Source organism: Marinifaba aquimaris, from assembly GCF_013328345.1.
Classification (GTDB): Bacteria; Pseudomonadota; Gammaproteobacteria; order Enterobacterales; family Alteromonadaceae; genus Marinifaba; species Marinifaba aquimaris.
On the sequence record NZ_JABULX010000003.1, the window covers coordinates 154,802 to 173,604 of the forward strand.

Consider the following 18,803-nt stretch of genomic DNA (forward strand, 5'->3'; position numbering starts at 1 on the left):
CTAAGCTTTACGAACTTTAACCATTTATAATTCGAAAGGAATGGCCTCTTTTAAGTAGCTGAAAAGTTGCTGAGCAGACTTACTTGGCTTTTCCGGATCTTTCGCTTTTTCTTTGTTGGCTTGGCGCACTAGCTGGCGTAAACGACTGCGATCGAGATCTTCGTGTTGCTGCAACAAGGTTTGAATAGCTGAGTCACCTTCTGAGATTAATTCGTCCCTTAATTTTTCTAAATTTGTACTGTGCTGCGCTGCTAACAAGTGGCTTTCTTGAATACGCAGCATGTCTTTACGAATTTGTTCAACATCTTTATTTCTCAGTAAACGTCCAACAAACTGTAAGTGTCGGCGAAACGCTTCGCGCTTATTACGAATTTTTATCCCTAGTGCAATGGCTTCGAGTGTTTCATCGTCTAGGGTGATCTTGGCTCGCTTTTTGGCTGGCATATCAATCAGTTCAGCACCGAGATCTTTTAACTCATCCATATCCCGTTTTAGTTCAGATTTACTGACATAAATGATTTCTTCCGCGTTTTCTATGTCATACCAATCTTTAGCCATAAATAAAAACCTGTCTTCTGTTTCTCTAATCCCTATATGATACACTAAATGTAATCTCTATGACTGATAAGATGTTGAGCTAAATGTTAGAAGAAATGAAGCGTGTTGAGCAGGCGGTACAAGAGACACTTGCTTACGCTAAAAAATTAGGTGCCGATTCGGCAGAGGTCTCGATCTCAAAAACACAGGGAATTCAAATTTCTTCTCGTCTGGGGGAAGTCGAAACCGTAGAGTTTAACCACGATGGTGCCTTGGGAATTGCATTGTGGAATGGCAAACGAAAAGGTTCAGCTTCGACTTCTGATTTATCACCTGAAGCATTGAAAAGAACGGTAGAGGCAGCGTGTAATATTGCCAAGTACACTTCTGAAGATGATTGTTCAGGCTTGGCCGACAAGGCATTGATGATCAAAGCTCAGCAACAGCAAGATTTAGATTTACACCACCCATCAGATATTTCTACAGATGACGCAATTGCTTTGACCAAACGCTGTGAGCAAGCTGCATTTGATCAAGATGGACGCATTACTAATTCTGATGGTGCGAGTTTGTCATCACACCAAGGTTTTCGAGTTTACGGAAATAGTTATGGTGTATTAGCCGCCTATCCAAGTTCTCGTCACAGTTTAAGTTGTGCTGTCATTGCTGAAGATGAGCAAGATATGCAACGCGATTATGCTTATACAGTTTCGCGTCGATTTGACTTGCTAGATACACCTGAGCTTGTAGGTCAACAAGCGGCGAAAGAAGTAATTGCAAGGTTGAACCCCAGCCAAATCGCAACGGGTAAAGTTCCAGTTATGTTCAAGGCAGATGTTGCTTCGAGTTTATTTGGTCACTTTATTTCAGGTATCAGTGGCGGTAATTTATATCGCAATTCTTCATTTTTACTCGACAAGTTGGACAAACAAGTTTTCCCAGAGTGGTTAACAATTCATGAAGACCCTTTTATTAAGCAAGGTTTAGCTAGTAGCACTTTTGACCATGAAGGTGTTGCAACATCAAAGCGCAATATTGTTGAAGCGGGTGTGTTACAAACCTGGTTACTGTCTAGTTATTCTGCGCGTAAATTAAACTTGCAAAGTACTGGTCACGCTGGCGGTATTCACAACTGGCGTTTACAGAGCAAACAATCTGGTGGCGATTTTGAAGCCATGCTTAAAAAGCTGGGTACAGGGCTACTAGTAACTGAAATGATGGGCCAAGGCGTTAATGTTGTTAACGGTGATTACTCGCGAGGCGCAGCTGGTTTTTGGGTAGAAAATGGTGAGATACAATACCCTGTTGCCGAGATAACCATTGCCGGTAATTTAACAGACATGCTCAATAATATTGTCGCCATAGGTGATGATATTGATCCTCGAGGCAGCATTTATACGGGTTCAGTGATTCTAGAAGAAATGCAAATTGCAGGTAGTTAAACTGTTATGAATCGCAACCTTGGTTGTTAGCTTGCTAACAACCAAGTCGCTGTACCTAAGAAAGCAAAGATACCCACTACATCGGTAACTGTTGTCAAAATGACCCCACCAGCAAGGGCTGGGTCGATATCTAAACGTTTTAAAATAAGCGGAATCGTTACACCTGCAATACCTGCTGCTAACATGTTCATCAACATGGCAAAGGCAATGACCCCACCAAGCATTAAATCTTGCTTCCAGATAGCTACAACGGTTGCGAGTAATACCGCCCAAAGCAATCCGTTTAGTACGCCTATAGTAAACTCTTTTACGATCAACCAACGCACGTTAGTTGGGGCTACATGGCCAAGCGCCATTGCGCGAATAACCAAAGTTAAGGTTTGGTTACCTGCAATACCACCCATACTCGGCACGATAGTGTTAAGCACGGCTAGTACGGCTAGTTGACCTAATATATCCTCAAACATACTCGATACGGCCGCAGCCATGAGTGCGGTTAATAAGTTAATACCAAGCCATACAGAGCGCCTTTGAGTACTTTTGAGTACAGGCGCAAAGGTATCTTCTTCATCATCTAAACCCGCCATACTCATCATTGAGTGTTCAGCGTCTTCACGAATAATATCAACCACATCATCGATTGTGATACGGCCAAGTAGATGATTATCTTCATCGACGACGGGAGCTGAGATCCAATTGTGTCGCTCAAATAACTGTGCAACATCAGATTCATCCATACTGTCGCGGATCGTTTCTGCATCTTGGTCCATGATGTCAGCAACTAACGTTGCAGGGTTAGCAGTAACGACTAGTGTCGAAAGCGGTAATTCGCCGATCAGTTTGTCATCATCGTCTACAACATAAAGTACATCAGTCGCTTCTGGTAGCTGTCCTCTGAGTCTTAAGTAACGCATGACGACTTCGGTACTCACATCGGCTCTTAACGTGACAGTATCCGTATTCATGATGGCACCTGCGGTACCATCTGCATATGCGAGTGCTTTTTCGGCTCGGACTCTGTCTTGGCTATCGAGTGAGTTTAATACTTCTTGATAAGTATCGTTTGGTAGACTACGTAAAACTTCGGCTAAGTCATCGGTATCCATGCCTTCTGTTGCTTCTGCAAGCATGGCAGGGTTCATTTTCTGAATGATACCGTTACGAACGTCTTCTGAGAGTTCTTCTAAAATTTCGCCGTGAAAGTCATTATCTATCAACTGCCAGAGTAAGTTACGCTCTTTTGCCGGTGTTGATTCTAAAATAAAGGCAACATCAGCCGTGGGCATTTCATGAAGCAAGTTACGCACGCGCACAAACATGCCGCGGCTAATTGCGCGGTTTATTTCGGTTAGTTGTTCGTGGGCGTGTTCTTGTTCAAATGCTTCAGGCATCTTATTTTGTAGTAAAGCCTTGTAATTATTAGTTAAGTGTAGCGGTGGATTGGCTTAAAAGGTAAAACTAATTAATCCTCTTCTTCAAATTTGGCTTCAATTAGTTGTGCAATTGCATCTAATGCCGCTTGGGCATCAGCACCATCACTACTTACTTCTATTTGCTTACCTTGAGCACCCGCTAACATCAACAAGCCCATGACACTGTTGGCTTTGGCTTGTTTATTGTCACAATGAATGGTTACTTCACTTTTAAATTGCATAGCCAATTCAGCAAGTTTTGTAGCTGCTCTGGCGTGTAGACCTAGCTTGTTAGTTATGGTTAATGTTCTGGTGATCATCCGTTTTTCTTTTTACCGCCTTGCTCTCTATGCAATATAGCAACGTTGTCTCTGTCTTGTTTAAATGCTTGGCCTAACATTTCAGCGATGTAAACAGAGCGATGTTGACCGCCAGTACAGCCAATCGCAATCGTGACATAACTGCGATTGTTTTTTTCTAGTGCTGGTAACCAAGTGTTCAAGAATACTTTTACTTGCCAGATAAACTCATGTACTTCAGGTTGCTCGCTTAGATAGTCTTGCACGGGCTGATCTAAGCCTGTTAATGGCCTAAGGTCACTTATCCAATGTGGGTTAGGTAAAAACCTAACATCGAATACATAGTCTGCGTCTTGCGGTAAGCCGTGTTTGAAACCAAAAGAGGTAAAAACAAGCTGTAGCTGTTTAGCATTGGTGCCCAGAATTTGTTGATGCACTGAGTCGTTGAGTTGATGAATACTCAAGGTGCTTGTATCAATTGTTAAATCAGCGGCTTCTTTTAAACCAGCGAGTAATTTCTCTTCTTTTAAAATGGCTTCTTCTAAGCTTAATTCTGTTTCACGTAGAGAAAGAGGGTGAATGCGACGTGATTCAGAAAAGCGTTTTAGTAGTGTTTCATTGCTCGAGTTCAAGTAAACAATCTTGATGCTAGCTTGTGATTGCAACGCATCTATGTAGCTCATTACTTGATCTGATGATGGTAGTGTAAGATTTCGAATATCTAGGGTAACTGCGATCTTGTCATATCGACCTTCTAAGGTTTTCAATAATGACATCAGTAGTTCAAGTGGAATATTGTCCACACAGTAATAACCAGAGTCTTCTAAGTTGTGAAGAGCGGCTGTTTTACCTGAACCAGACCGACCAGTAAATATAACCAGTTTTAACATGCTACACCTAGTTGTTATTGTTTTTGTGCTGCGAAATTAAGCGACAAAAGCTTGATACAGAGCTTCGTTGTCGCGGGCGTGTTTAATATTTTTAAGAATTTGTTTATCCGATAGTTTTTCTGCAATAGCAGCAAGTGAGCTCAAGTGATTTTTACACTCGTGTTCAGGTGCTAGCAATACACAAAATACCTGTACCGGTTGATTGTCTATCGCATCAAAATCTATTGGTTTTTCAGTTGTTACCAATAAAGACACATTTTTCTCGGTGTCTTTTAGTCGACCGTGGGGTAATGCGATCCCTTGGCCAATTCCTGTACTGCCTAATCGTTCTCTATTTAACAAAGCCTCTAAGATACTTTGCTCTTCAAGTTCTGGGTAATGCTTTGACGCCAATTGGCTGACATACTGAAGCAGTTTTTTTTTACTGCTTACCGGCACTGCGCAAAATACGCAGTCCGGTAAAATTAACGATGTGACGTCCATAAAAGAATTTAATGACTCTTTAATTTTTCTTTGTGTTTAATAACTTGGCGATCGAGTTTATCGATTAAGCCATCAATCGAAGCGTACATGTTTTCATGTTCTTGGGTCGCAAAAATTTCGCCGCCGTTTAAATGCAATGTTGCTTCAGCTTTTTGTACGAGTTTTTCTACACTTAGTATCACATAAACATTGTTGATATGATCAAAATGCCTCTCAAGCTTAGCAAATTTAGAATCTACATACTCTTTTAATGACTCAGTAACTTCAACATGGCGTCCAGTTAGATTGATTTGCATAGGCTTTTCCTCTTCGGTTATTAAACTGCTTTATCAAAGCAGGCTTTTACGTTGATTCGATGGTGGTATTGATAAAGACTCTCGATATTTTGCAATCGTTCGTCTTGCCACCTTGATACCTTGCTCTGCTAATAAGTCAGTGATTTTACTGTCACTCAATGGCTTATTAGGGCTCTCCGCTGCAACCAACTTCTTGATCAAGGCGCGGATAGCGGTAGAAGAACATTCACCGCCGTTTTCTGTACTAACATGGCTTGAGAAGAAGTACTTCAACTCAAAAATCCCTCTAGGGGTGTGCATGTATTTTTGCGTTGTAACACGAGAGATAGTGGACTCGTGCATCTCAACGTCTTCCGCAATGTCATTTAACACAAGCGGTTTCATTGCTTCATCACCGTATTCGAAGAAACCGTACTGGTGTTCGACGATACAACGTGCAACTTTTAATAGCGTTTCATTACGGCTCTCAAGGCTTTTAATAAACCACTTTGCATCTTGCATATGAGAGCGAATAAATTGCGTGTCACTTGAATCTTTTGCAGTTCGAGTCAGTGCTGCATATTCTTCGTTTACTTTCAGTTTTGGTACACTGTCAGGGTTTAATTCAACCAACCAGCGCCCTTTTTCTTTTCTAACCGATACATCAGGTACTATGTATTGTGCCTCTTCCGCGATCACTTGATTACCCGGCCTTGGGTTTAGTGTATGGATGAGTTTCATTACTTCGCGTAATGCATCTTCCTTTAGACGTGTTTTTCTGGCTAATGTGCGAAAGTCGCGATTTGCCAATAAATCGATGTGCTTGGAGACAACTAACATGGCTTCATTTAGCCATTCAGTCTCAGGTTCGAACTGCCTTAATTGAACCATTAGGCACTCTTGAGCTGAGCGAGAGGCAACTCCAATAGGGTCGAATAATTGAATGCGTTTTAATACCGCTTCAACTTCATCTAATTCAACTTCTTCTTGTCCTAAGCTCTCTAACACATCTTCTGCTGTGACCGTTAAGTAACCTGAATCATCAACAGCATCTATGATTGCGGTAGCTATGGCTTTATCGGTTGGCGAGAAAGGAGTCAGATCCATTTGCCAAAATAGGTGATCGCGAATAGATTCAGTGGTTTCACCCTGATAAACCATGTCATCACCACCTATACCCGATGAAGAAGTACTCTTACTGGCAGGGCTAGCTGCTTGAGAAAGGTGATCGTCCCACGTTGAATCTGTCGGTAATTGGTCTGGAATATCCTGACGTTCTAGTTGATCTAGGCTATCGCTGTAACTGTTTTCTTCAAAGCCATCAATATCAGCCGTAGCTGCTTCGCCATTTGTTGGTTCTTTGATATTGTCTAGCGCTTCATCACCAGCGGCCTGTTCGAAATCATCTGTTTCTAACAGTGGGTTGGCATCCAGTGCTTCTTGAATTTCTTGTTGCAAGTCCAACGTCGATAATTGCAGCAAACGGATGGCTTGTTGCAATTGCGGCGTCATAGTCAGCTGTTGACTAAACTTGAGCTGTAAACTTTGCTTCATGAAATTATATTATTCCTAATAATGCGAAATCGTAATGCACTAGTGACCTTATAACTTAAATTGCTCACCTAAGTAAACTTCTCTAACTTGCTGGTTTGTAAGAATTTGTTCTGGTTTACCTGATGCAATTAAGTTCCCCTGACTAACAATGTATGCCTTTTCACACACATCTAAAGTCTCCCTCACATTATGGTCTGTGATTAAGACACCAATCCCTCTTTCTTTGAGGTGAGTGATGATTCTTTTAATGTCGATGACTGATATTGGGTCAACGCCAGCAAAAGGTTCATCTAACAGAATAAAGGCAGGATCAGCAGCTAAAGCTCGAGCGATTTCTACGCGACGTCGCTCACCACCTGATAAACTCATACCTAAACTATTTCGTATATGATTAATATGGAACTCACTGAGCAATTCTTCAAGCCTATCTTGCCTTTGTTCGGAAGATAATTCTTTTCGTACTTCTAAAATAGCCATGATATTTTGGCTAACGGTCAATTTTTTAAAGATTGAAGAATCTTGTGGCAGGTAGCCAACACCCAAGCGTGCTCGTTCGTGCATGGGCAGTAAACTCATATCGACATCATCTAGATGAACTTCGCCTTTATCGGCATTGACTAAGCCTACAACCATGTAGAAGGTTGTCGTTTTACCAGCACCATTAGGACCGAGTAGCCCAACAATCTGCCCCGATTGCACTTCCAGGGATACATCTTGCACCACTTGTCTATTTTTATAGCTTTTAGCTAAATGTGAGGCTTTAAGTACTGCCATGCTCTTTTATTCACCTAGGTTTAAAACGGTATGAACGCGCTGTTTGCTGTCTTCACTTGAAGAGGCCACTAATTTCTTTTGGGCAACGTTGTATTTTATTTCATCGCCGCTTATTTGGCTGTCTGCTTGGTTAATTTTAGCGTCGCCTTTTAGAGTTAGCTCTTTTTCGGTCACTTTGTACTTTATCTGTTTTGCTTGTGCTGATAAGTAACTGCCATCGTCTAGCTTTTGACTGAAAACGGTAGGTTGACCGTAGGCAATCAGTACTTTTGAGTTGTCAGTGTCACCTTTAATTATATTGAGCTTATCTGCCTTGATAGATAATAAGCCTTGGCTGATTTCGACATTACCTGTGAAGGTCAGTGTATTATTTTTAATATCCAATTCTTGCTCATCGGCATCGACTACGATTGGAGCGCTTTTATCAATCAGTGCTTTACTTGCTTCTAAATCGACCGCATAACATGGTGATAACATTAGTGAGAGGCTGAGCAAGAGGGATGAAAACCGTTTCATTTTGATTATTCCGCTTTAATGGTTGCGTTTACAGATTGTTCAAGTAGCAATTGTTCTTGTGCAAGGTTACCCGAAAGTCCTATCGCTGATAAGTTAATATTGTCGCCGTAAGCTTTAACATTGGAATCAGAGTAAATGCTCTTATCAATTAAATTGATATCTAAGGTATCTAAGCTAAAGTGACTAAACCAAGGTGAGGGCGTCAGTGCTACAAGTTCAACGCCACCAGTTAAGTAAATAAATTCTTGCTCTACCAGTTGACTTTGGTTAGCGGTTAACTGCCAATTAGTATCTTCTTGATTAAATACGCGATAAATACTTTGAGTAAAATTAGCCGAATCGGTATTGGCGTAATAAGCCATGTAGCTTGATTCTAACTCAGCGTTGGGTTGGCCGGCATCGTCAAAAATTCTCACTTTAATATCTTCAGCAATATAGTCAGGCTGCACCGTTTCTGTTTTCTTTTCTACAGCTTTAATGGGTTGTTTACTCCACTCATTGTAGAAAAAGGCTAAGGCACCTAAGCTAAATAGAAATAGTAATATAAAGTGACGCATGATTTATACGCTCATACCTTGAGCGTACTCAAGTCGATTTCTGACTTGTAGTAATGTATCGCAAACTTCTCTCACTGCGCCAAAACCACCTCTAACTTGAGTTTGGTAATGACAAAGTTGACTGATAATTGGGTGTGCATCTTGAACGGCTATCGCTAAACCTACTTTTTCCATTACTGTTTGATCCGGTACGTCATCACCAATGTAGGCAATTTGACTGTCGTCTAAGCTGGTTAGTTCTTTTAACTTTGCATATGCTTGTAATTTATCACTTTGACCTTGGAAGATGTGTTGAACGCCCAATGATTGCATTCGGTTTTCAACAATGTGTGATTTACGGCCAGTGATTACGGCAACTTGAATGTTTTCGTTTATGATTGCTTTAATGCCAAAACCATCGCGAGTGTGAAAGGCTTTTAACTCTTCACCTTGGTTGCCAAGATAAATTCGACCATCGCTAAAAACACCATCAATATCACAAATTAGCAGCTGAGTTTGTTTGAAAAGGGTGAGTTGTTGATCGGAAAGACGTGTGTAAAGAGTGTCAAACATTATAAAACCTTTGCTTTTAATAAGTCGTGCATATTAAGTGCGCCAACCAATTGGCCTGAATCATCAACAACCAATAAGCCATTAATCGCTTTTTCTTCCATTAATGCCAGTGCCTCAGCAGCTAGCATTTGTGGTTTGATGGTGATGCAGCCTGGTTTAACAACCTCTTTTAATGTGCTGTTATAGATATCAATTTTCTCATCAAGGCTGCGACGTAAATCACCGTCCGTATAAACACCTAATAGTTTTGCTTCATCATTAAGGACTGCCGCAAACCCCATTCCTTTTTCTGAAATAACCAGCAAGGCTTTGATGATAGAGGTATCTTGATGGACTGTTGGTAGTGCATCACCGTGATGCATTAAATCACTGACTCTGAGTAATAATTTTCGTCCTAGGCTGCCTGCTGGGTGGGAAAAGGCAAAGTCAGTTTCGGTAAAGTCTCTAGCTTCTAGTAAACTAATGGCAAGTGCATCGCCCATAGCTAATGTTGCAGTTGTACTTGATGTCGGTGCGAGACCAAGTGGGCACGCTTCTTTCTCCACTTTTACACAGATATGATGATCAGACTCTTGCGCTAAGCTTGAATGCTCATTTCCTGTCATGCTGATAGTGGCACAACCTAATCGCTTGATCACAGGTAAAATCTTTACCACTTCTTCTGTTTCACCCGAATTAGAAATGGCTAAAATAACGTCGCTTTTACCTATCATGCCAAGGTCGCCATGACTTGCTTCAGCTGGGTGTACAAAAAATGCCGGTGTTCCAGTACTCGCTAATGTCGCCGCTATTTTATTGCCGATATGACCTGATTTACCCATTCCAATAACAATGACTTTACCTTGGCAGTTGAGCATTAGTTCAACTGCTGAGTAAAAGGCTTGGTTGATATATTGTTTGAGATCTTCTAAAGCCTGAATTTCCGTTTCTAATACTGAAATAGCAATCGCATTGATGTTTTGTTCAGTTAGAGGCATTTACTACACCTTAAACTTGAGAAAATAGGAAGTATTGATAGCCGATAAAACCAGCCAATAATAAGCCACCTTCAACTCTGTTGATGCTTCGATTTTTACTGATACCAATAGCCATCATCAGTAGTACAACGGTAACACCTAACATAATTAAAGCGTCGCGGTTCATAATTGCAGCATCTATCATCCCCGGAGCTATGATACCTGGCAGTGCTAAGACAGCTAACGCATTGAAGATATTTGAGCCAACGATATTACCTAATGCTAAATCGTCTTCTCCTTTTAGAACACCTGCCATTGATGCAGCTAGTTCTGGTAAAGAAGTACCTATGGCAATAATCGTTAAGCCAATCACTAAGTCCGAAAGGCCAAAGTACTTAGCAATATCGACTGCTGAATCGACCAATATACTTGAGCTCAGTGGTAACAGTACCATACCTGCAATCAGCCAAAATATGGCTTTATTCATCGGCACGTTATCAGGTACTTCTTCATCAAAGTCTTCTTCTAATGCATCTTCGCCAACTTCATACTTGCGTTTTAACGCTAAGAAAGTAAGCAAGCCTATGGTTAACAAGAAACCTGCAAATAAAACAATACCTTCTATTCGAGTTAAGTCTAAATCTGACAACAGCCAGACAGCAAAAGCTGAACTGATGAGTACTAAGGGTAACTCGCGTTTTATTGTGGTTGAAGAAACAATCAGAGGTTTGAGCAATGCTGTTAAGCCTAATACCAAGGTGATATTAGTAATATTTGAGCCAATTGCGTTACCAATTGCAGTATCGGGTTTACCCTCCATTGCTGCTGTTGCTGCGACCATCATTTCGGGTGCTGAAGAACCCATAGCTACTATGGTTAAACCGATAATAAGAGGCGATAATCCAAGGTTCCGAGCTAGTGCTGCTGCACCGTATACAAAACGGTCTGCACTCCAAACTAAACCAATTAAGCCAACAATAAGTAAAATAGATGTAATTAACATCGAACACCGCAAATAAATAAAAAACTGAATCTTCAACACATTATATCGGAAGCTGAACTTTTATTAACAATATTTCGTCGTAAATCACGACTTAATGGTAGAATCTACACTCTGATTCGCATAAATTACACACATGTAGCTGAAGGGGCACTTTTTAGTGGCTCAATTGCAAGGAAATGGATGAATACTGAACACTTTGTTCAAATTGAAAACCTAACGTTTAAGCGTGATGATCGCGTTATCTATGACGATATCAGTCTAACTATACCAAAAGGTAAGGTTGTTGCGGTTATGGGGCCAAGCGGTATAGGTAAAACAACCTTGTTAAGGTTGATTGGCGGTCAATTAAAACCTGACGCTGGTCGCATACTTTTTGACGGCGACGATATTGCACAAATCTCTCGCAAAAAACTGTACGAAGTCCGTAAGAAAATGAGCATGCTGTTTCAAAGTGGTGCTTTGTTTACGGAAATGTCAGTGCATGACAACGTAGCTTTTCCAATTCGCGAGCACACCAAGCTTTCTGAACCACTTATTTCTGCAATGGTAGCAATGAAACTGAATGCCGTTGGTTTGAGAGGTGCAGCTAACTTGATGCCTAATGAATTATCAGGTGGTATGGCACGTCGTGCTGCACTTGCTAGAGCGATTGCTCTAGACCCTCAACTTATCATGTATGATGAGCCTTTTGTTGGCCAAGATCCCATATCCATGGGGGTATTAATTAAATTAATTCGTCAGTTAAATGATGCGCTAGGTTTGACTTCAATCGTGGTATCACATGATCTAGCAGAAGTGATGAGTATTGCCGACTACGTTTATATCATGGCTAACAAAAAGGTTATTGGCCACGGTACGCCAGAGCAATTAGCTAATGATTCATCACCGCTTGTTCATCAATTTATGACAGGTGAAGCCGATGGGCCGGTGCCTTTCCATTTCCAAGCTAAACCTTTTGCTGAACAGCTAAAAGAGGTTTTATCATGATCAGTCAAATTGGACGTTCGGCGTTACAGTCAATTAACACCAGTGGTCGTGCTACATTAATGCTGTTTTTTGCGTTATTTGCTTGGCCTAAATTTATTAAAAATACCCCACTCGTCATTAAACAAATTTACGTTGTGGGTGTGCAATCACTAGCGATAATTGTCGTTAGTGGTTTGTTTATCGGGATGGTACTCGCTTTACAGGGTTACACCATACTGATTGATTACGGCGCTGAAAATAGCTTAGGGCCTATGGTTGCTCTGGCTTTATTAAGAGAACTAGGTCCAGTTGTTACTGCATTGTTATTTGCTGGCCGCGCAGGTTCGGCTCTAACTGCCGAAATCGGTTTGATGAAGGCGACTGAGCAATTAACTAGCATGGAAATGATGGCTGTTGACCCATTAAAGCGAGTTATTGCACCACGCTTTTGGGCTGGTTTTTACAGCATGCCTATTTTGGCATTTATGTTCAGTGCTGTTGGTATTTATGGCGGGCATTTAGTTGGTGTTGAATGGCTTGGTGTTGATGCAGGTAACTTCTGGGCAGTGATGCAAGCATCAGTTGATTTACACGACGATGTCATGAATGGCTTTATCAAAAGTGTCGTATTTGCCTTTGTTGTAACTTGGATTGCAATTTTCCGTGGTTACGACTGTGTGCCTACTTCGGAAGGGATCAGTAAAGCAACCACTCAAACTGTGGTTCACTCATCTCTTGCCGTGTTAGGACTTGATTTTATTTTAACTGTTTTTATGTTTGGAGAGTAAGATGACCAGCCGCAAAGTGGAGTTTTGGGTAGGTTTATTTATTGTTGCTGGCGTATTCGCTTTTTTAGCTTTAGCCTTTAAAGTGGCTGATGCAGGGGCAGTAGGGCCAAGTGAAACGTACAAGTTACACGCAAAGTTCGACAATATCGGAGGACTTAAAGTTCGTAGCCCTGTTAAAGTCGGTGGTGTTGTTGTCGGTCGAGTTGCCAACATTGAACTAGATCGCACTGACTATGTGCCAGTCGTTACTATGGATATGTATGCACAGTACAATGATTTTGCTGAAACAAGTTCGCTCAGTATTTTAACGGCAGGTTTGTTAGGCGAACAATATTTAGGTTTAGAGCCGGGTTTTGTTGAAACTTGTGATGAAGGTGAAGAAGACTGCTTTGAAACTGAAATCTTAACTGATGGTGGTTTTATCGAAGATACTAAATCAGCGCTTGTACTTGAAGAGTTGATTGGTCAGTTCTTATTTAGCCAAAGTGATGACAGCTAACTCTATGTTCGTATTCAAATTCGAGATTAGATTTTAATGAAAAGAATTCAAAAACTGATCCTTATTCCGCTACTAAGCCTGTTTGCTGCTTTATTCAGTAGCTACAGCCAAGCAGAAAAGTTGGAACAAACTGATCCATACGTGTTATTAGCCAAAGTAGCGGAGATTACATTTAATCGTTTTAACAATGAAATAGCGGATATAAAGAATAACCCGAATCATTTAAAAGCCATCATCACAGACGAGATGCTGCCTTATGTCGACTATAAATATGCATCGTTTAAAGTATTAGGCAATAAACATTACAAACGCTTAAATAAGTCTCAACGCAAAGAATTTGTTAATGCGTTCAAAGATTACATGATCACTGTATATGCGCAGGTGTTTACCAATTATCGTCCTAGTCAGCGAGTAGAAGTCGAGCCGCCTAAAGCCGTTGATGCTAAAAGTAAAATTGTGGTTGTTAAAAGCAAAATTATTGAGGCTGGCCGTCCTGATATTGAGTTGTACTTCAAACTAAGACGCAACAGTAAATCAGGTAAATGGTACGCATTTGATATGGATGCTGAAGGTATCTCAATGTTAAATAGTAAGCGAAGCCAAATTGGTGCCGCTATTAACCGTCAGGGTATAGATCAGGTTATTAAAGATTTAAAAGATAAGTCTAAGGCCTCTCTAGTACTTAAAGACAAAGAGGCAAATTAATGGCACAATTAAGCCAAGTCTCTGAAGGACAGTTTCAATTATCAGGCGAGTTAACTCGTTTTAAATCGCTCGATAGTTTAAATGTTACGGCAAATGGCACTCAAGTTGAGTTGAATTTAGCTGCATTGTCTTTGGTCGATACAGCCGGTTTAGCTTGGTTGCTACAACAAGGCATCAAACTTGATAATCAAGGTTGCCAACTTGAAATTGTTAACCCTTCAGATAAATTGATTAAATTAGCCCGCATTAGCGGTGTAGATGATATTTTAGGTGTATAGAAAATATGGATCTTGAGCAAATTAAAGCATTAATAGCGGAAAAAGTGGAATTGACCGATCTTGAATTGAAAGCGGACGGTTCACATTATGAAGTTATCGCTGTTGGTGAAATCTTTGAAGGTATGCGCTCAGTGAAACGTCAACAAACTATTTATGCGCCCTTAATGGAAATCATCGCTGACGGTAGTATGCACGCAGTATCTATCAAGGCTTTTACTCCGGAAGAGTATCGCAAGCACAAGTTATTAAACTTCTAAATTATTGCTACTACATTCAACGCTTTTATAAACACAGCTTAGGCTGTGTTTTTGTTTTTACAGGTTACCCACTCTCATGGATAAATTAGAAATTACAGGTGGCGCTCACCTAAGCGGAGAAGTCCGTATTTCAGGTGCTAAAAATGCCGCTTTACCCATTTTATTTGCCAGCATTCTAACAGCTGATCCTTTTACATTAAGTAATGTTCCAGAACTGAGAGATATCAAAACCAGTATCAAACTGTTGGCTGAACTCGGTATTTCAGCAAAACAGCTTAATGATGATAGTTATTTATTTGATGCGGCCAATATTAGTTCAACGTTAGCACCCTATGAATTGGTGAAAACGATGAGGGCTTCAATTTTAGCGCTAGGACCTTTAGTCGCTCGTTGTGGTCAAGCACAAGTCTCATTACCGGGTGGATGCGCTATTGGAGCAAGACCCGTCAATCTTCATATTCATGGCCTGCAGCAAATGGGTGCAGAAGTAACCGTCGATAAAGGTTATATTCATGCACGTGTCGATGGCCGATTAAAAGGCGCGCGTATCTTCTTTGATACGGTAACGGTAACGGGGACTGAAAACTTATTAATGGCAGCAACCTTAGCTGAGGGTACAACTGTACTTGAAAATGCTGCTCGTGAGCCTGAAGTAGTCGATTTAGCAAATTGTTTGATCAGCATGGGTGCCAAGATCACTGGTGCTGGTACTGATACTATTACTATTGAAGGTGTTGAAACTTTATCTGGTTGTCAGCACAGTATTTTGCCTGATCGTATTGAAACCGGTACTTTCTTAGTCGCAGCCGCGGCGACGCAAAGTAAAATTACTTGTACCCACACTCGCGCTGATTTACTAGAAGCAGTTATCAGTAAACTACAAGAGGCGGGTGCTCATATTGAAAGTGATGAAAATTCAATTACCCTAGATATGCGCGGCCGAGAACTCAATGCGGTAAGTATTAAAACGGCACCTCACCCTGCTTTCCCAACGGACATGCAAGCACAGTTTACGACGTTAAATTGCTTGGCTAAAGGGACGGGGACAATTCGTGAGACGATTTTTGAAAACCGTTTTATGCACGTACCTGAATTACAGCGTATGGGTGCTGAAATTGAATTAGAGGGCAACACGGCCATTTCACATGGTAATGCGCAATTAACGGGAGCTCAAGTTATGGCGACCGATTTAAGAGCCTCAGCGTGTCTTGTAATTGCAGGCTTAGTGGCCGATGGCACAACGATTGTCGATCGTATTTATCACTTAGACCGCGGTTATGAGAAAATAGAGACTAAGTTTGCGCAGCTTGGTGCAACAGTTACTCGAATTTCTTGATAAAGTTGCGTTGCCTATCGTTTGGTAGGCAACTCAATTACAGTTGCAGTCACTTTCAGCTTTACGTTCTTGCGTAAAATCACCAAGGGAACTTGAGTTCCTGGTTTGGTTTCTTCAATAAACTGCAGTGCATCGGCTGGATTTAAAATAGCTTGCCCAGCAAGTTGGATAATAACATCACCCACTTGCATTCCCGCTTTCGCTGCTGGCCCTATAGGGTCAAGATCTGTTACTCGTATTCCTATTGCATTACTCGCAAGCTTATCACTTGCAGATAGTTGTTGATTACTACCTGAAATACCTAAGTAGCCTCTTACGACACGCCCATCAGCGATAATTTTATCCATGACCTCTAGTGCGAGTTTAGCATCAACAGCAAAGAAGATGCCTTGGGCTTTATTGCGCAAGCGGTTAGCGAGTTTAGCTGAGCTAATGCCAACGAGGTCACCATTAGAGTTTACGAGCGCACCACCTGAATTACCGTCATTGATAGCTGCATCCATTTGGATAAAGTTTGAGTAATCTAAATTAATATCTGGTGAAGAGTTTAATCCTGAGCGGCCGGTAGCACTGATAATACCTTGCGTGATCGTTTGGCCTAAGTTGTATGGGTTGCCGATGGCAAGTACTAAGTCCCCGGGTTGAATAGGGTAGCGATTTTGTGTCGATATTACAGGCAAATTATTCGCTTCCACATATAATACCGCGAGGTCAGTTGCAGGGTCTGCACCAATTAGCTGAGCTTCAAATGTTCTGCCATCTTGTAGTGCTACACGTATTAGTTCTGCATTTTTAACTACATGTTCTGCCGTTAAGATAAAGCCTTTGTTAGAGACGATCACACCAGAACCTAAGCGCTGTACTTTGCGTTTAGCAGTATTAACAAAACGATTGGTTTGAAAGCCTTCAGAGTAAATATTAACAACCGCTGGTGCGGCTTTTGCTACCGCTTTTGCATAAGAGATAGGGCGTTGGTTGTTTTGGTCTTGGCTAAATAGTTTATTCCAAAGCAAATTGTTGTTGCGTAAATCGGGAAATAAAGCAAAGGCGACAAAAGTTAATACAATACCAATCGCAAGTGTATTGAGAATATAACTGATTGTTTGAGGTAAAGTTTTCATCGCTAATCGAGCTTCATTATTATCGTTTGCAGCAAGTATAAACGTTTTTATTGGGTAAAAAACAAAAAGCCCCAAGTTTTCACTTAGGGCTTTGATTGAGTTTGCTAAAAATTAGCGAATCATAATATATAAGCTTGCATTGCCGCGAACAACATTCAGTGCAATTAACCCTTTTTTGCTTGCATCATCTAGACGCTCGCGTAATTGGCTAATACTTTCTACGCGTTTGCGGTTTACGCCAACAATAATATCGCCTGACTTCAGACCAATAGCATGAGCAGCTGAGCGGGCTTCAACTTCAGTTACTTCGACACCTTGTTCTTGCTTATTGGTTTGGCCATTACTTAAGGTAGCGCCTTCAAATGCAGGGTGTAAGCTTGAAGCGGCTAGGTTGCCTCCCTCACTTTGACCTAAAGTCACTTTGACAGAAAGTGCTTTACCATCGCGAATGACACCTAGTTTGACTACTTTGCCTGCACCTAAAGTACCAACTTTAGCGCGTAATTCGTGGAAGCTTGTGATTTTCTGGCCGTTTGCACTGACAATTACATCACCAGCTTGCAGGCCTGCATCTGCAGCAGCAGTATCCTCAAATACCTGGCCGACAAAGGCACCTTGTGTAGTTTTTAACTCAAGAGCTTCAGCTAATTCGGCATTTAAATTACTACCAGTGATACCTAAGACACCACGACGCACTTCACCGTACTCTAAAATTTGGTCAACTAAGCTTTGCATCATGTTAGCAGGGATAGCAAAGCCAATACCGACATTACCACCGTTAGGGCCAAGGATCGCTGTGTTAATACCGATTAATTCACCGTTGAAGTTAACGAGTGCACCACCAGAGTTACCTGAGTTGATGGCAGCATCCGTTTGAATAAAGTTTTCGTATTGCTCAATACCTAAGCCAGAGCGACCCAAGGCAGAAATAATGCCCGAAGTTACCGTTTGGCCTAAACCAAATGGGTTACCAATTGCAATGGCAAAATCGCCTACTCTTAATTTGTCTGAATCGGCTACTTTCACATCTGTTAAGTTTTCAGCATCAATTTGCAGTAGCGCAATATCAGAGTCAGCATCAGAGCCCAAAAGCTTGGCATCAAACTGACGACCATCTTTTAGCGTGATGGCGATTTTATCTGCATCGTCGATCACGTGGTGATTGGTCACGACATAACCTTTATCTGCATTGATGATGACACCAGAGCCGACTGACTTGAAAGGGCGCTCTTGAGCTTGAGGTGCGCGGTTACCAAAAAAATAACGAAGCGCGTCAGGTAACTGTTGTTGGTTAGTCTTAGTGCCTGCAGCAGAGATATTAACGACAGCTGGCGTCGTTTTTTCAAGCATAGGGGCCAGTGTTGGCGGTTGGTCGTTATCGAACCAAGGAAGATTAGCAAAGCTTGCTGGGGATAAAATTAAAAATAAAGATAATAAAATAAGCTTAGGCGTATTTGCCTTAAACATATTAAACATAAACTCTCCTTCAACTAATAAAAGGGTACATTACTTTTACGTGATTAAATCAGCACTCTAAACGGGTCTTGATTTATGACTTCAAGTTTTATTGTTTTGAAATCGTAAAAAGTAACGCGCCAAAATT

General features: G+C 41.2%; 23 protein-coding genes. 8 read left to right on the forward strand and 15 right to left on the reverse strand.

Annotated features, from left to right (window positions below; all coding sequences use genetic code 11):
* Positions 1-24: 24 nt before the first annotated feature.
* Positions 25-558, reverse strand: a complete 534-nt coding sequence (yjgA, locus tag HR060_RS03295) for a ribosome biogenesis factor YjgA (protein WP_174198848.1) — start codon at positions 556-558, stop codon at positions 25-27.
* An 83-nt stretch (positions 559-641) separates the two neighbouring features.
* On the opposite strand from yjgA, the gene pmbA reads away from it, so the two are divergent.
* Positions 642-1,979, forward strand: a complete 1,338-nt coding sequence (pmbA, locus tag HR060_RS03300) for a metalloprotease PmbA (protein ID WP_174198849.1) — start codon at positions 642-644, stop codon at positions 1,977-1,979.
* Between the two features lie 26 nt (positions 1,980-2,005).
* Here pmbA and mgtE read toward each other — a convergent pair whose 3' ends face one another.
* The 12 genes from mgtE to HR060_RS03360 all read right to left on the reverse strand — a co-directional run bounded on the left by mgtE (position 2,006) and on the right by HR060_RS03360 (position 11,250).
* Positions 2,006-3,370: a magnesium transporter gene (gene mgtE / locus HR060_RS03305; RefSeq protein ID WP_174198850.1), complete on the reverse strand. Its 1,365-nt coding sequence runs from the start codon at positions 3,368-3,370 to the stop codon at positions 2,006-2,008.
* A 71-nt stretch (positions 3,371-3,441) separates the two neighbouring features.
* Complete coding sequence (locus HR060_RS03310; protein ID WP_174198851.1) at positions 3,442-3,711, reverse strand: HPr family phosphocarrier protein; 270 nt, start codon at positions 3,709-3,711, stop codon at positions 3,442-3,444.
* Positions 3,708-4,580 (reverse strand): RNase adapter RapZ, encoded by an 873-nt coding sequence (gene rapZ, locus HR060_RS03315; RefSeq protein ID WP_174198852.1) that lies wholly within the window; start codon positions 4,578-4,580, stop codon positions 3,708-3,710. The genes HR060_RS03310 and rapZ overlap by 4 nt, the downstream gene beginning before the upstream one ends.
* A gap of 36 nt (positions 4,581-4,616) precedes the next feature.
* Positions 4,617-5,063 carry a PTS IIA-like nitrogen regulatory protein PtsN gene (gene ptsN / locus HR060_RS03320; RefSeq protein ID WP_174198853.1) on the reverse strand — a complete coding sequence of 149 codons (447 nt, stop codon included), beginning with the start codon at positions 5,061-5,063 and terminating at the stop codon, positions 4,617-4,619.
* A gap of 8 nt (positions 5,064-5,071) precedes the next feature.
* Positions 5,072-5,359: a ribosome hibernation promoting factor gene (gene hpf, locus HR060_RS03325; protein ID WP_174198854.1), complete on the reverse strand. Its 288-nt coding sequence runs from the start codon at positions 5,357-5,359 to the stop codon at positions 5,072-5,074.
* 33 nt (positions 5,360-5,392) lie between these two features.
* Positions 5,393-6,892, reverse strand: coding sequence for an RNA polymerase factor sigma-54 (locus HR060_RS03330; RefSeq protein ID WP_174198855.1), 1,500 nt, complete (start codon positions 6,890-6,892; stop codon positions 5,393-5,395).
* 48 nt (positions 6,893-6,940) lie between these two features.
* Entirely contained in the window at positions 6,941-7,666 is a 726-nt protein-coding gene (lptB, locus tag HR060_RS03335; protein WP_174198856.1) for an LPS export ABC transporter ATP-binding protein, read from the reverse strand.
* Positions 7,667-7,672: 6 nt separating this feature from the next.
* Positions 7,673-8,143 (reverse strand): lipopolysaccharide transport periplasmic protein LptA, encoded by a 471-nt coding sequence (gene lptA, locus HR060_RS03340; RefSeq protein ID WP_174198857.1) that lies wholly within the window; start codon positions 8,141-8,143, stop codon positions 7,673-7,675.
* 44 nt (positions 8,144-8,187) lie between these two features.
* Positions 8,188-8,739 carry an LPS export ABC transporter periplasmic protein LptC gene (gene lptC, locus HR060_RS03345; RefSeq protein ID WP_174198858.1) on the reverse strand — a complete coding sequence of 184 codons (552 nt, stop codon included), beginning with the start codon at positions 8,737-8,739 and terminating at the stop codon, positions 8,188-8,190.
* Positions 8,740-8,742: 3 nt separating this feature from the next.
* Positions 8,743-9,294 (reverse strand): 3-deoxy-manno-octulosonate-8-phosphatase KdsC, encoded by a 552-nt coding sequence (kdsC, locus tag HR060_RS03350; RefSeq protein WP_425487446.1) that lies wholly within the window; start codon positions 9,292-9,294, stop codon positions 8,743-8,745.
* Entirely contained in the window at positions 9,291-10,268 is a 978-nt protein-coding gene (locus HR060_RS03355; RefSeq protein ID WP_174198860.1) for a KpsF/GutQ family sugar-phosphate isomerase, read from the reverse strand. Before HR060_RS03355 ends, kdsC begins: the two co-directional genes overlap by 4 nt.
* 10 nt (positions 10,269-10,278) lie before the next feature.
* Complete coding sequence (locus tag HR060_RS03360; protein WP_174198861.1) at positions 10,279-11,250, reverse strand: calcium/sodium antiporter; 972 nt, start codon at positions 11,248-11,250, stop codon at positions 10,279-10,281.
* Positions 11,251-11,430: 180 nt separating this feature from the next.
* On the opposite strand from HR060_RS03360, the gene HR060_RS03365 reads away from it, so the two are divergent.
* The 7 genes from HR060_RS03365 (at position 11,431) to murA (ending at position 16,079) form a co-directional block, all read left to right on the forward strand.
* Positions 11,431-12,237 (forward strand): ATP-binding cassette domain-containing protein, encoded by an 807-nt coding sequence (locus HR060_RS03365; RefSeq protein WP_174198862.1) that lies wholly within the window; start codon positions 11,431-11,433, stop codon positions 12,235-12,237.
* Positions 12,234-13,004 (forward strand): lipid asymmetry maintenance ABC transporter permease subunit MlaE, encoded by a 771-nt coding sequence (mlaE, locus tag HR060_RS03370; protein WP_174198863.1) that lies wholly within the window; start codon positions 12,234-12,236, stop codon positions 13,002-13,004. The genes HR060_RS03365 and mlaE overlap by 4 nt, the downstream gene beginning before the upstream one ends.
* Position 13,005: 1 nt before the next feature.
* Positions 13,006-13,503 (forward strand): outer membrane lipid asymmetry maintenance protein MlaD, encoded by a 498-nt coding sequence (mlaD, locus tag HR060_RS03375; RefSeq protein WP_174198864.1) that lies wholly within the window; start codon positions 13,006-13,008, stop codon positions 13,501-13,503.
* A gap of 36 nt (positions 13,504-13,539) precedes the next feature.
* On the forward strand, positions 13,540-14,208 hold the full coding sequence (locus HR060_RS03380; protein ID WP_174198865.1) for an MlaC/ttg2D family ABC transporter substrate-binding protein: 669 nt from the start codon (positions 13,540-13,542) through the stop codon (positions 14,206-14,208).
* Complete coding sequence (locus tag HR060_RS03385) at positions 14,208-14,486, forward strand: STAS domain-containing protein (protein ID WP_174198866.1); 279 nt, start codon at positions 14,208-14,210, stop codon at positions 14,484-14,486. The genes HR060_RS03380 and HR060_RS03385 overlap by 1 nt, the downstream gene beginning before the upstream one ends.
* A gap of 5 nt (positions 14,487-14,491) precedes the next feature.
* Positions 14,492-14,743, forward strand: a complete 252-nt coding sequence (locus HR060_RS03390; RefSeq protein WP_174198867.1) for a BolA family protein — start codon at positions 14,492-14,494, stop codon at positions 14,741-14,743.
* 76 nt (positions 14,744-14,819) lie between these two features.
* Complete coding sequence (murA, locus tag HR060_RS03395) at positions 14,820-16,079, forward strand: UDP-N-acetylglucosamine 1-carboxyvinyltransferase (RefSeq protein WP_174198868.1); 1,260 nt, start codon at positions 14,820-14,822, stop codon at positions 16,077-16,079.
* A gap of 14 nt (positions 16,080-16,093) precedes the next feature.
* Here murA and HR060_RS03400 read toward each other — a convergent pair whose 3' ends face one another.
* Together HR060_RS03400 and HR060_RS03405 are read right to left on the reverse strand one after the other, a co-directional pair.
* Positions 16,094-17,200 (reverse strand): trypsin-like peptidase domain-containing protein, encoded by a 1,107-nt coding sequence (locus HR060_RS03400; protein ID WP_174198869.1) that lies wholly within the window; start codon positions 17,198-17,200, stop codon positions 16,094-16,096.
* Between the two features lie 111 nt (positions 17,201-17,311).
* Positions 17,312-18,676 carry a DegQ family serine endoprotease gene (locus tag HR060_RS03405; protein WP_425487445.1) on the reverse strand — a complete coding sequence of 455 codons (1,365 nt, stop codon included), beginning with the start codon at positions 18,674-18,676 and terminating at the stop codon, positions 17,312-17,314.
* Between the last annotated feature and the right edge of the window lie 127 nt (positions 18,677-18,803).